This is a genomic window from Enterobacter sp. LU1 (assembly GCF_008271405.2).
Lineage (GTDB): Bacteria > Pseudomonadota > Gammaproteobacteria > Enterobacterales > Enterobacteriaceae > Enterobacter > Enterobacter hormaechei_C.
The window spans coordinates 1,687,887-1,700,759 of record NZ_CP043438.2 but is presented as its reverse complement, the minus strand read 5'-3'; the positions used below and the strand labels follow the sequence as shown (position 1 = coordinate 1,700,759).

The following is a 12,873-nucleotide window of genomic DNA, read 5'->3' as shown; positions in this document are numbered from 1 at the left end:
ACTTAATTTTTACTGTTTAGTCATGTTCTGTGACAACTTTCACGTTTAATTTTAAACCAATAATTAGCATGATCATTATATTCATCGATATTTTGTGGGTATTATAAATACATATCACATTTCCGTGACCTGTATAAAAAGCGTTCGCAGCAAATTAACAGTAATATTATTATTACCGCAAAACGGGGCGTAAATCCCGTTGAATGCTATAGGAAATAAATATGATTTAAAAAAGCCACGCGTGCAGAGGGAATAAAGGAAGCTTCCCGGCATAACGCCGGGAAGAAATGACTTAAAATGTGAAATGATCTTAGTCGGAGTACACTTCCAGCGTTCGTTGGCACAGCGCTGAGCGGACGCAGTCCTCTTTTGTGAAGCGGACCACCCCTATCATCTCATCTTCATCAAAACGTGACATGGCATCGCTCAGGCCGGACTTCACGCCCGACGGCAGGTCACACTGGGTAATATCGCCGTTGACGATAACCGTCACGTTCACCCCGAGGCGCGTTAAAAACATCTTCATTTGCGCAGCGGTCACATTCTGAGCCTCGTCAAGAATAACGACCGCATTTTCAAATGTACGTCCGCGCATATAGGCGAACGGCGCGATTTCCACCTTGCCAATCTCTGGTCGCAGGCAGTACTGCATAAAGGAAGCGCCCAACCGCTTCACCAGCACGTCATAGACGGGCCTGAAGTACGGGGCAAACTTCTCGGAAATATCGCCGGGCAGGAAGCCCAAATCTTCATCCGCTTGCAGTACCGGACGGGTAACGATGATCCTTTCCACGTCCTTATGAATCAGCGCCTCCGCCGCTTTGGCGGCGCTGATCCAGGTTTTCCCGCATCCGGCTTCCCCGGTTGCAAAGATGAGCTGTTTACTCTCGATAGCATTCAGGTAGTGCGCCTGAGCTTCATTCCGCGCCACAATTGGCGATGCATCGCGGCTGTCCCGCGCCATGCCAATGGATTCTACGCCGCTCATCTGCACAAGCGAGGTGACCGATTCTTCTTCACGCTGCTTATGGCTACGTGAATCCCGTCTCAGCACACGTTTTGCTTCACGACGAGCTTTGATCACTGCTTTCTGTCTTCCCATGGATAGCACCTTGAGTTGTTGGTATTCATCACACGCGCCAGCATCGGCACGATTATGCGCACGAACATCAGAGGGTTGGCTTCCTTGTAAGCCATTGCTTGCATTACCGGATGACGATATACAACGGCTACGCGCACCGTTATGCACGTCGGTAGAAAAAGGTTCTTGAGGTGAAGGAGAGAATTTGGTGGTGAAGAAATCGCTGCCGGAGTCTGAGCCTCCGCGCCGGGTACTGCGGTTGATGTGTTTACCTTGTCCAGTACAGGACGCAACCATTCGCGATCTCCATAGTGAGTTAGCATCACTGCCGGGAACTACCGCTGTCTTCTCTTAAGTACATCAGGAATTATCATAAATGCAACATTTATTTTACCTGAATGCAACTTTTAGGACTGCCCCTACATGGAAAATCAGTCTTATATAGAAATATTACAGAAATATAACAATAAGATAGTCCTTCGAAAAAATAATGTCCCCGCGAACTGTCGCAGGGACGATTATCAGGCTTCTATCAGACCCTGAGCGAGCCAGGCGTTCGCGTCACGCGCGCCGGGCAGGGCAAAGAAATAGCCGCCGCCGATGGGCTTAATATATTCCTCCAGCGCTTCGCCGTTGAGCCGCTTCTGCACGGTGAGGAATCCCTTCTCCAGATCGTGCTGATAGCAGACAAACAGCAGTCCCATATCAAGCTGACCGGAGTTGGTCACCCCCAGCGAGTAGCTGTAGCCCCTGCGCATCATCAGGCTGGATTGCGTCTCTTTGGTGCGAGGATTGGCGAGGCGAATATGGCTGTCCAGCGCGATGACATCCCCGTTCGGATCGCGGGCGTAGTCGGGTTCATCGTGCTCGTGCTTCATGCCGAGCGGTGCGCCGGTTTGCTTATCGCGACCGAAGATAGTTTGCTGCTCTTTCAGCGGCGTGCGGTCCCAGAACTCCACGTGGAACTGAATGATACGCACCGCCTGATAGGTGCCTCCGACCGCCCAGGCCGGTTCGCCCTGATCCGCCGTCACCCATACCACGTTCTTCATCAACGCGGTATTGCTGCTGTCCGGGTTGGCGGTGCCGTCTTTGAAGCCCAGCAGGTTGACCGGCGTCTCTTTCCCTTTACTGCGCGCGGCGTGGTCAGAGATAAAACCTTCCCGCTTCCAGCGCACGCTCAGCAGATCCGGGGTGTGCTTGATAATATCGCGCAGGGCATGGATCACCGTATCCTGGGTATTAGCGCAGATCTGCAACAGCAGATCGCCGTGGCACAGCGCCGCGTCGAGAGAATCATTCGGGAATCGCGTCATTTTTTGCAGCGCTTTCGGCTTCTGCTTCGCCAGTCCGTAGCGATCATCAAACAGCGATTCCCCCACCGACACGGTGATGGTCAGATTATCGGGAGCGATAAACGCGCCGAGGATGCCGGAATCCATCGGCGGCAGGCGCGGATTCGGTGTTTCCGGTGCGGGACCGCCGGCGGTGAGGAAGGCAATACGCGTGGTCAACAGCCTGAACAGACGCTCAAGGTCGGCTTTATCACTCGCCAGCGAATCGAAAGCCACCAGCATCATCGAGGCCTGCTGCGGCGTCAGGATCCCCGCCTGGTGCTCACCATAAAACGGCTGCGTTTCCATACGCGCATCCGGGGAGAGCGTGCCAGGGGCGCTTTGCGGTTTTGCCGCATGCGCCACCGGACAGCCTCCCGCCAGGGCAAACGCGCCGCCCAGCGCCCCTACCCCTTTTAACAACCGACGTCGGGAAGGTTCCGCCACGTCGTATTCGTCATGCTTGTTCATCGCTTAATCCAGACCCAGTACGCCACGCAGCAGGGAGAGATCTTCCGCCAGGGTGGTTATCGGGCCTTTCAGCGCGTTACGGTCAGCATCGGTCAGCTTGTCGTAGGTTTCGAACCCGTCTTTGGTGCGGTATTTCGCCAGGATAGCGTCAACTTTCTTAAAGTTGGCATCCACTTTCGCCAGCAGCTCGCCGTTCTCTTTTTGCAGCTGAGGCCGCAGCAGCTCGACAATTTTCTGTGCGCCGTCGACGTTCGCCTGGAAGTCCCACAGGTCGGTGTGGCTGTAACGATCTTCTTCACCGCTGATTTTGCTGGCGGCCACTTCTTCAATCAGGCCCGCTGCGCCACCCACCACTTTCGACGGTGGGAATGCCAGCTCGCTGATGCGTTTTTGCAGCTCCAGCACGTCGCTGTTGAGCTGCTCGGCGTATTTCTCCATCCCACTGGTGGAGTTATCGCCAAACAGGGCTTTTTCCAGACGGTGGAAGCCGGTGAATTTCGGATCGGCGGCCTTCTGCTCGTAGTCGTCTTCACGGGCGTCAATGCTGCCATCGAGGTCAGAGAACAGTTCGGCAATCGGCTCAATGCGCTCGTAGTGCTGACGGGTAGGCGCATACAGGGATTTCGCTTTTTCGATGTCGCCCGCTTTCACCGCGTCGGTAAAGGCTTTGGTGCCTGCCACCAGATCCGCTGTCTCTTTGGTGACGTAGGCTTTATAGGCGGTAATGGCGTCGCCGAGGCTCAGCAGCGCCGTGCCTTTGGCCGCGTCCGCCGTCGCTGCGCCTTTGACGATCAGCTTACCTTTCGGGTTAGTCAGCAGGCCGCAGGTCATGTCATATTCCCCGGGCTGAAGATTTGCGGTCATCTTCTGGCTGAAGCCCGGCGCGATATTCTCGCGCTCTTCCACCACCATCACGCCTTTCAGGATTTCCCACTCCAGCGCCTTCTGGCTGTGGTTCTGAATAATAAACTGCGTTTTACCGCTGTTAACCGTGATGGTCATCGGCTCGCACTGTTTATCGTTGACGGTGACTTTTACCTGCGGAATATCTGCCGCCTGAGCGGTGAAGGCAGACACGAACAGCGCGGCAATGCCTGCGCATAACGCACTACGACGGAACTGAATGGCCATGACTCTTCCCTTTAAAAGTATGTTGTAACTAAAACAGCACTTACGGCGCTACGCGCGACGTCTGCGAGCCGGTACGCGGCGGCATAGCGAACAGGATCAACGCCGGAACCAGATAGATAAAGTACATCGCCACTTCGCTGACGCTCGGCGTTTCCTGGTAGCCGAAGATCCCTTCGAGCAGGGTACCGGTCAGTGAATGGGTCGACAGGACGTTGCTGAGATCGAACGCCACGTCCTGGAAGTGGTTCCACAGACCCGCTTCGTGGAAGGCGCGGATCGCCCCTGCCGCCAGCCCTGCGGCCACCAGCAGAATAAACAGGCTGGTCCACTTGAAGAACACCCCCAGGTTAAGACGAATGCCGCCCCAGTAGAGCAGGAAGCCAAGCACAACCGCCGTGGCCAGCCCGAGCACCGCGCCCAGTGGGGGCCAGATGCCCACGTCCTGCTGAAAAGCCGCGAGCAGGAAGAACACAGACTCCAGGCCTTCACGCGCCACGGCGAAAAAGACCATCATGATCAGCGCCCAGCCGTGGTGGTTGCCTTTTTGCAAGGCGTTATCCACCGCCTGCTCAAGCTGTACCTTCACGTTACGGGAGACCTTGCGCATCCAGAACACCATCCAGGTGAGGATCACCACCGCAATCACGGCGACGATCCCTTCAAACAGCTCCTGCTCTTTCTGCGGGAACTCCCCGGTGGTTTCGTTGATGAGGATACCGAGGCCCAGGCAGAGCGCCGCAGCAAGGAAAACCCCAACCCACATGACGCCAATCCAGCGTCCGCGCTGGGTACGCTTCAGATAACTGGCGATAAGGCTAACAATCAGGGCCGCTTCAAGGCCTTCACGTAACATAATGAGAAAAGGAACAAACATGCCGACACCTTAAATGTTTATCGCGGTCAACTGATGCAAAGAAAAGTAAATTCTTGTGATAGTGATTATCATTACGGCAACAAGAAAAACAAGCGAAATGTGTTGCGTTTTGATGACCAGATGTAAACGCATTGCGGAGTAATAATTGCCTGAGTAACCGTTACGTTTATAAGGTATAACGAAAATGCCCATTTACGGTTAACCGGGGCTGTGGCTAAATGTCCGCCTCGAAAACCAACTGAAAATAAGCCATGTTTAAAATTGTCCATTTCCTGCTGGCGCTGGTGATTATTCTTGCGCTCGCCTGGCTGGTGAGTTTCGACCGCCGAAAAATTCGTATTCGTTTCGTTTTACAGCTGATCGTGATCGAAATCGCGCTGGCGTTCTTTTTCCTCCACGCAGAAAGCGGCCTGTTTATTATTAAATACGTTTCCGGTTTCTTTGAGTCGCTGCTTAAATTCGCTGCCGAAGGGACGAATTTTGTCTTTGGCGGGATGGGTGAAAAAGGGCTGGCGTTCATTTTCCTTGGCGTGCTCTGCCCCATTATTTTTATCTCGGCGCTGATTGGTATTCTTCAGCACTGGCGTATTCTGCCGATCTTTATTCGGGTGATCGGGACGCTGCTGTCAAAACTGAACGGCATGGGCAAGCTGGAATCCTTTAACGCGGTGAGTTCGCTGATCCTCGGTCAGTCGGAAAACTTCATTGCCTACAAAGGCGTGCTGGGCGATCTCTCCTCGCGTCGTCTGTTTACGATGGCTGCCACGGCCATGTCGACGGTTTCGCTGTCGATTGTCGGGGCCTATATGACTATGCTCGACGCCAGGTTTGTCGTCGCGGCGCTGATCCTGAACATGTTCAGCACCTTTATTATTCTTTCGGTCATTAACCCGGCCCGCCCGGAAGCGGAGCCGGATATCAGGCTGGAAAAACTGCACGAATCCCAGAGCTTCTTTGAAATGCTGGGCGAGTATATTCTGGCCGGTTTTAAGGTGGCGATGATTATTCTGGCGATGCTGATTGGCTTTATCGCCCTTATTAGCGCCATTAACGCCCTCTTCTCCGGCATATTTGGCATGAGCTTCCAGCAGATTCTGGGTTATGTGTTTTATCCGCTGGCGTGGCTTATTGGTATTCCGCTGAGCGATGCCTTAAGCGCGGGGAGCATTATGGCAACTAAACTGGTGGCGAATGAATTTGTGGCGATGATCGAGCTGCAAAAAATAGCCCATCAAATGTCACCGCGCGGGCTGGGGATTTTGTCCGTGTTCCTGGTGTCGTTCGCTAACTTCGCTTCCATCGGCATTGTGGCGGGGGCAATAAAAGGTCTGAATGAGCAACAGGGTAACGTGGTGTCGCGGTTTGGTTTACGCCTTGTATACGGGGCAACGCTGGTAAGCCTGCTGTCGGCGAGCTTTGCGGGGTTGGTGCTGTAAGTTTTGTGCCCGGCGGCGCTTCGCTTGCACGGGCCTACGATACAACAACGGCGGGTTTCCCGCCGTTTTCATTAAAACTGCACGCACACCGGCTGGTCGACCCGCATCACCGACTCCTGCGCGAAGCGTGACTTATAGATCCCGCGCAACGCTTCGATATTCTTCTCACTCTGCGCGTCTTTAGCGTGGATCAGCATCAATGCCTTGCTCGGCTCGCGCGCCACTTTTCCATCATTCCCCAGCCACTGACCGCGCGCATCAAATACCGTTAAACCATCGCGAAAGCGTGGCGTCACGTCCTGGTCGACAAACTGCTGCCATTCGTTGCCTGTGATTTGCGCCCCGGCAGGACGGTTTAAGCCGAAATAAAGCGTGGTCTGCTGCATCTGATTTTCTGCTTTGCAGGTTTCCACCGCCGCGTGCTGTGCGGGTGCGCTACAGCCCGCCAGCATCACGAATGCTGCCACCATTAACCCTGTTTTAATTCTCATTGATGAAGACTCACATAGGTGAAAGGACTATCCCCTCTCCCCACCGGGGAGAGGGTTAGGGTGAGGGGAAAATTACTCAGCCTGGAGCTTAGACGGCGGCGCTGAGTGATAGTGCGCGTCCGCCTCCGCAAAGCGTTTCTGCATAGACGCAGACGGCGCTTTACCCAGCAGGCTAAACACCACGATACCGAGGCTGCCGAAGATGAAGCCCGGAATGATTTCGTACAGGCCCAGCCACGCGAACTGTTTCCAGACGATAACGGTTACCGCACCGATAATCATCCCCGCCAGCGCGCCGTTGCGGGTCATGCGTGACCACAGTACAGAGAACAGCACCACCGGACCAAATGCCGCACCGAAGCCCGCCCAGGCGTAGCTCACCAGCCCCAAGACGCGGTTTTCCGGGTTTGCCGCCAGCGCAATCGCCACCAGCGCAACCACCAGCACCATAAAGCGCCCTACCCACACCAGCTCTTTCTGGCTCGCGCCCTTACGCAGGAACGCTTTGTAGAGGTCTTCGGTGATGGCGCTGGAGCACACCAGCAGCTGACAGCTCAGGGTGGACATCACCGCCGCGAGGATCGCGGAGAGCAGAATACCGGCAATCCACGGGTTGAACAGGATCTGCGCCAGCTCGATGAATACGCGCTCGGCGTTCTGGTTCACCGCGCCCGCCTGCGCCGGGTTGTTGTTGAAGTACGCGATACCGAAGAAGCCGACCGCACACGCCCCCGCCAGACACAGGATCATCCACGTCATGCTGATGCGACGCGCGTGAACGATGGTGTGGTGAGAATCCGCCGCCATGAAGCGCGCCAGAATGTGCGGCTGGCCGAAGTAGCCCAGGCCCCAGCCCATCAGAGAGACGATGGCGACGAAGTTCAACCCTTTCAGCATATCGACGTTTTCGATGCTCTTCTGCTTGATCACTTCCAGCGATTCGCCAAAGCCGCCGACGGTGAAAATGACAATCACCGGAGTCAGGATCAGGGCGAAGATCATCAGGCTCGCCTGCACGGTATCGGTCCAGCTTACCGCCAGGAATCCGCCCACGAAGGTATAGAGGATGGTTGCTGCGGCGCCGGCCCACAGGGCGGTTTCATAGCTCATGCCGAAGGTGCTTTCGAACAGGCGCGCGCCCGCCACGATGCCGGAGGCACAGTAGATGGTGAAGAACAGCAGGATCACCACCGCGGAGATAATGCGCAGGATACGGCTGTTATCTTCAAAGCGTCCGGTGAAGTAGTCCGGCAGCGTCAGGGCGTTGTTGTTGGCTTCGGTGTGCACGCGCAGACGGCCTGCCACCAGCTTCCAGTTGATCCACGCGCCAACGGTCAGGCCGATGGCGATCCAGCTTTCGGAGATACCGGAGATGAAAATCGCGCCCGGCAGGCCCATCAGCAGCCAGCCGCTCATGTCGGAAGCGCCCGCAGAGAGTGCGGTGACCATCGGGCCTAAGCTGCGCCCGCCGAGGATGTAGTCGTCAAAGTTTTTAGTGGAACGCCATGCCAAAAACCCTATCAGGATCATGCCAAAAATATAAACGAGAAATGTCACCAGCATCGGTGTGCTAATAGCCATTCAAATTCTCCAAAATGTCGAGCGACAACCGTCCGGGTTGCCTTGTTATGTCATCACCGGAACGTAGTGATGTGTGTATGTGTTTCCGTTGGGCGCGCTATCCTGCCGTATACGCATCCCACTGACAAACGATTTAACACTGCATTTACATGAATTTCATCCCTGGTTTTATACGTCTTTCCTATAGGTTGCACTCGCTCACGCTTTTACGGGTTGCACCTTTAAAAAGTGTTAAGCACCGCATAAAAACTGGGCTCAGAAACCGCCGCACGTTCTTTTTCACAGCTAACTAATCGTTAACAATCCATTCATTTTCCAGCTTGCAGACCAGGTCACATTTAACACGGTTGCACAAAGTTGCAACATGGTGGATATTTCACGCTATCAACAGAACGCTATTACAGAACAACAGGAGTTTTGGCATGGGGATGACCACCATGGGGGTTAAGCTGGATGACGCTACCCGCGAACGGATTAAAACCGCTGCGACCCGCATCGACCGCACACCGCACTGGTTAATCAAGCAGGCGATTTTTAACTATCTGGAAAGACTGGAGAGTGAAGAAGGTCTGCCGGAGCTGCCTGCCCTGCTGGCGGGTGCAGCGAACGAAAGCGAAGAGGCCGCGACGGCCGTTGAAGAGAACCACCAGCCGTTCCTGGAATTTGCCGAGCAGATCCTGCCGCAGTCCGTCAGCCGCGCCGCCATTACCGGCGCCTACCGCCGTGCCGAAACCGACGCCGTGCCGATGCTGCTGGAGCAGGCGCGCCTGCCGGAAGCCGTTGCCGCTCAGGCGCACAGCCTCGCGTATCAGCTCGCCGACAAGCTGCGTAACCAGAAAACCGCCAGCGGACGCGCCGGTATGGTGCAGGGTCTGTTGCAGGAGTTCTCCCTCTCCTCGCAGGAAGGCGTGGCGCTGATGTGTCTGGCGGAAGCGCTGCTGCGTATTCCGGATAAAGCCACCCGCGATGCCCTGATCCGCGACAAAATCAGCAACGGCAACTGGCACTCCCACATTGGCCGCAGTCCGTCCCTGTTCGTTAACGCCGCCACCTGGGGCCTGCTGTTTACCGGCAAGCTGGTCTCCACCCATAACGAAGCCAACCTGTCGCGCTCTCTGAACCGCATCATCGGCAAAAGCGGCGAGCCGCTGATCCGCAAGGGCGTGGACATGGCGATGCGCCTGATGGGCGAGCAGTTCGTCACCGGGGAAACCATTGCCGAAGCGCTGGCGAACGCCCGCAAGCTGGAAGACAAAGGCTTCCGCTACTCCTACGACATGCTGGGTGAAGCGGCGCTGACCGCCGCCGACGCGCAGGCCTACATGGTCTCTTACCAGCAGGCGATCCACGCCATCGGTAAAGCGTCCAACGGTCGCGGTATTTATGAAGGTCCGGGCATCTCTATCAAGCTTTCCGCCCTGCACCCGCGCTACAGCCGTGCGCAGTACGACCGGGTGATGGAAGAACTCTACCCGCGCCTGAAGTCCCTGACCCTGCTGGCGCGCCAGTATGACATCGGCATCAACATCGACGCCGAAGAGGCGGACCGTCTGGAGATCTCCCTCGACCTGCTGGAAAAACTGTGCTTCGAGCCGGAGCTGGCGGGCTGGAACGGGATTGGTTTCGTTATCCAGGCCTACCAGAAACGCTGTCCGTTCGTCATTGACTACCTGATTGACCTGGCCAGCCGCAGCCGTCGCCGCCTGATGATCCGTCTGGTGAAGGGCGCCTACTGGGACAGCGAAATCAAACGCGCCCAGATGGAAGGTCTGGAAGGTTATCCGGTCTATACCCGCAAGGTCTATACCGACGTCTCTTACCTCGCCTGCGCGAAAAAACTGCTCGGCGTGCCGAACCTGATTTATCCTCAGTTCGCCACCCACAACGCCCACACCCTGGCGGCGATCTACAGCCTCGCGGGTCAGAACTACTATCCGGGCCAGTACGAGTTCCAGTGCCTGCACGGCATGGGTGAACCGCTGTACGAGCAAGTGACCGGTAAAGTGGCCGACGGCAAGCTGAACCGTCCGTGCCGAATCTATGCCCCGGTAGGTACCCACGAAACCCTGCTGGCCTACCTGGTGCGTCGTCTGCTGGAGAACGGGGCGAACACCTCCTTCGTTAACCGCATCGCCGATACCACCCTGCCGCTGGACGAACTGGTGGCCGATCCGGTACAGGCCGTTGAGAAGATGGCGGCGCAGGAAGGCCAGATTGGTCTGCCGCATCCGAAGATTGCCCTGCCGCGCGAGCTGTATGGTGCAGGTCGCGTCAACTCGGCGGGTCTGGATCTCGCCAACGAACACCGTCTGGCGTCGCTCTCTTCTGCCCTGCTAAACAGCGCATTGCAGAAGTGGCAGGCCAGGCCGATCCTTGAGCAGTCCGTTGAGGACGGTGAAATGCAGCCGGTGATCAACCCGGCAGAGCCGAAGGATATCGTCGGCTACGTGCGCGAAGCCACGGAAGCGGAAGTGGAGCAGGCCCTGGAGAGCGCGGTGAACAACGCGCCAATCTGGTTTGCCACCCCGCCGCAGGAGCGTGCCGCCATTCTGGAACGCGCGGCGGTGCTGATGGAAGATCAGATGCAGCAGCTTATCGGCATTCTGGTGCGTGAAGCGGGTAAAACCTTCAGCAACGCCATCGCCGAAGTGCGCGAGGCGGTCGACTTCCTGCACTACTACGCCGGTCAGGTGCGCGATGATTTCGACAACGAAACCCACCGTCCGCTCGGCCCGGTGGTGTGTATCAGCCCGTGGAACTTCCCGCTGGCGATCTTCACCGGCCAGATTGCCGCGGCGCTGGCCGCAGGCAACAGCGTGCTGGCGAAACCGGCAGAGCAGACCCCGCTGATCGCCGCCCAGGGCATTAGCATTCTGCTGGAAGCGGGCGTACCGGCGGGCGTGGTGCAGCTGCTGCCAGGGCGCGGTGAAACGGTCGGGGCCAAACTGACCTCCGATAACCGCGTACGCGGCGTGATGTTTACCGGTTCTACCGAAGTGGCCTCCCTGCTACAACGCAACATCGCCAACCGTCTGGATGCGCAGGGCCGTCCTACCCCGCTGATCGCTGAAACCGGCGGCATGAACGCCATGATCGTGGACTCCTCCGCGCTCACCGAGCAGGTCGTCGTTGACGTGCTGGCCTCTGCCTTCGACAGCGCGGGCCAACGCTGTTCCGCCCTGCGCGTACTGTGCTTACAGGATGACGTGGCTGACCACACGCTGAAGATGCTGCGCGGTGCGATGGCGGAATGCCGCATGGGCAACCCGGGCCGTCTCACCACCGACATCGGGCCGGTGATCGACGCGGAAGCCAAAGCCAACATTGAAAATCACATTCAGACCATGCGTGCCAAAGGCCGTCCGGTGTTCCAGGCGGTGCGCGAGAACAGCGAAGATGCCCGCGAGTGGCAGACCGGCACCTTCGTGCCGCCAACGCTGATTGAGCTGGCAAGCTTCGACGAGCTGAAAAAAGAGGTCTTCGGCCCGGTACTGCACGTGGTGCGCTACAACCGTAACAACCTCAACGAGCTGATCGATCAGATCAACGCCTCGGGTTACGGCCTGACGCTTGGCGTGCATACCCGTATCGACGAAACCATTGCCCAGGTGACCGGCAATGCTAAAGTCGGCAACCTGTACGTCAACCGCAACATGGTTGGCGCGGTCGTGGGCGTGCAGCCGTTCGGCGGTGAAGGTCTCTCCGGCACCGGCCCGAAAGCGGGCGGTCCGCTCTATCTGTACCGCCTGCTGGCAAACCGTCCGGAAAATGCGCTGGGCGTGACGCTGGCGCGTCAGGACGCGGAATATCCGGTGGATGCGCAGGTGAAAGCCGTGCTGACCCAGCCGCTGGACGCGCTGATTAAGTGGGCTGAAAATCGTCCCGAGCTGCATGCGATTGCACAGCAGTACGGCGAGCTGGCGCAGGCGGGAACACAGCGTCTGCTGCCGGGTCCAACCGGTGAGCGCAACACCTGGACGCTGATGCCGCGCGAGCGTGTGCTGTGCGTGGCGGATAACGAGGAGGATGCGCTGGTGCAGCTGGCAGCCGCAACGGCAACGGGCTGTGAGGTGCTGTGGCCGGAAGATGCCCTGCATCGCGACCTCGCCAAACAGTTGCCAAAAGCGGTCTCGGCCCGCATTCGCTTTGCGAAGGCCGATGCCCTGCTGACCCAGCCGTTTGACGCGGTGATCTACCACGGTGATTCCGACCAGCTGCGCGAACTGTGCGAGCAGGTGGCGGCCCGCAGCGGCGCGATTGTCTCGGTGCAGGGCTTCGCCCGCGGGGAGACCAACCTGCTGCTGGAGCGCCTGTACGTTGAGCGCTCGCTCAGCGTCAACACCGCGGCGGCGGGCGGTAACGCCAGCCTGATGACAATCGGTTAATCGTGTAAACTCTCCCCGGTGACGCTACGCTTACCGGGGCTACAAAACAGCCCAGGCCGGATAAGCACAGCGTATCCGGCTTTTTTACA

Annotated in this window: 8 protein-coding genes; 2 read left to right on the top strand and 6 right to left on the bottom strand. The window is 57.3% G+C overall.

Annotated features, from left to right (window positions below; all coding sequences use genetic code 11):
* Positions 1-310: 310 nt before the first annotated feature.
* The 4 genes from phoH to efeU all read right to left on the bottom strand — a co-directional run bounded on the left by phoH (position 311) and on the right by efeU (position 4,891).
* Positions 311-1,102 (bottom strand): phosphate starvation-inducible protein PhoH, encoded by a 792-nt coding sequence (gene phoH / locus FZF21_RS08085; RefSeq protein WP_047736796.1) that lies wholly within the window; start codon positions 1,100-1,102, stop codon positions 311-313.
* Positions 1,103-1,602: 500 nt separating this feature from the next.
* Positions 1,603-2,886, bottom strand: a complete 1,284-nt coding sequence (efeB, locus tag FZF21_RS08080) for an iron uptake transporter deferrochelatase/peroxidase subunit (RefSeq protein ID WP_023296295.1) — start codon at positions 2,884-2,886, stop codon at positions 1,603-1,605.
* 3 nt (positions 2,887-2,889) lie between these two features.
* Entirely contained in the window at positions 2,890-4,017 is a 1,128-nt protein-coding gene (efeO, locus tag FZF21_RS08075) for an iron uptake system protein EfeO (RefSeq protein WP_039271135.1), read from the bottom strand.
* Between the two features lie 40 nt (positions 4,018-4,057).
* Positions 4,058-4,891 carry an iron uptake transporter permease EfeU gene (gene efeU / locus FZF21_RS08070; RefSeq protein WP_023303410.1) on the bottom strand — a complete coding sequence of 278 codons (834 nt, stop codon included), beginning with the start codon at positions 4,889-4,891 and terminating at the stop codon, positions 4,058-4,060.
* Between the two features lie 251 nt (positions 4,892-5,142).
* On the opposite strand from efeU, the gene FZF21_RS08065 reads away from it, so the two are divergent.
* Positions 5,143-6,327: a nucleoside transporter C-terminal domain-containing protein gene (locus FZF21_RS08065; protein ID WP_017384766.1), complete on the top strand. Its 1,185-nt coding sequence runs from the start codon at positions 5,143-5,145 to the stop codon at positions 6,325-6,327.
* Between the two features lie 71 nt (positions 6,328-6,398).
* On the opposite strand, the gene FZF21_RS08060 is transcribed toward FZF21_RS08065, so the two are convergent.
* On the bottom strand, positions 6,399-6,818 hold the full coding sequence (locus FZF21_RS08060) for a DUF3574 domain-containing protein (RefSeq protein ID WP_033487255.1): 420 nt from the start codon (positions 6,816-6,818) through the stop codon (positions 6,399-6,401).
* A 72-nt stretch (positions 6,819-6,890) separates the two neighbouring features.
* Complete coding sequence (gene putP, locus FZF21_RS08055; protein WP_017384768.1) at positions 6,891-8,399, bottom strand: sodium/proline symporter PutP; 1,509 nt, start codon at positions 8,397-8,399, stop codon at positions 6,891-6,893.
* 422 nt (positions 8,400-8,821) lie between these two features.
* Between putP and putA the strand changes: the two genes are divergently transcribed.
* Positions 8,822-12,784, top strand: a complete 3,963-nt coding sequence (putA, locus tag FZF21_RS08050) for a trifunctional transcriptional regulator/proline dehydrogenase/L-glutamate gamma-semialdehyde dehydrogenase (RefSeq protein WP_149120984.1) — start codon at positions 8,822-8,824, stop codon at positions 12,782-12,784.
* Positions 12,785-12,873: the final 89 nt, after the last annotated feature.

Excerpts from the sequence above, each read along its gene's own strand:
- phoH (WP_047736796.1), bottom strand. The coding sequence starts at position 1,102 with ATGGGAAGACAGAAAGCAGTGATCAAAGCTCGTCGTGAAGCAAAACGT.
- FZF21_RS08060 (WP_033487255.1), bottom strand. The coding sequence starts at position 6,818 with ATGAGAATTAAAACAGGGTTAATGGTGGCAGCATTCGTGATGCTGGCG.
- putA (WP_149120984.1), top strand. The coding sequence starts at position 8,822 with ATGGGGATGACCACCATGGGGGTTAAGCTGGATGACGCTACCCGCGAA.
- FZF21_RS08065 (WP_017384766.1), top strand. The coding sequence starts at position 5,143 with ATGTTTAAAATTGTCCATTTCCTGCTGGCGCTGGTGATTATTCTTGCG.
- putP (WP_017384768.1), bottom strand. The coding sequence starts at position 8,399 with ATGGCTATTAGCACACCGATGCTGGTGACATTTCTCGTTTATATTTTT.
- efeU (WP_023303410.1), bottom strand. The coding sequence starts at position 4,891 with ATGTTTGTTCCTTTTCTCATTATGTTACGTGAAGGCCTTGAAGCGGCC.
- efeO (WP_039271135.1), bottom strand. The coding sequence starts at position 4,017 with ATGGCCATTCAGTTCCGTCGTAGTGCGTTATGCGCAGGCATTGCCGCG.
- efeB (WP_023296295.1), bottom strand. The coding sequence starts at position 2,886 with ATGAACAAGCATGACGAATACGACGTGGCGGAACCTTCCCGACGTCGG.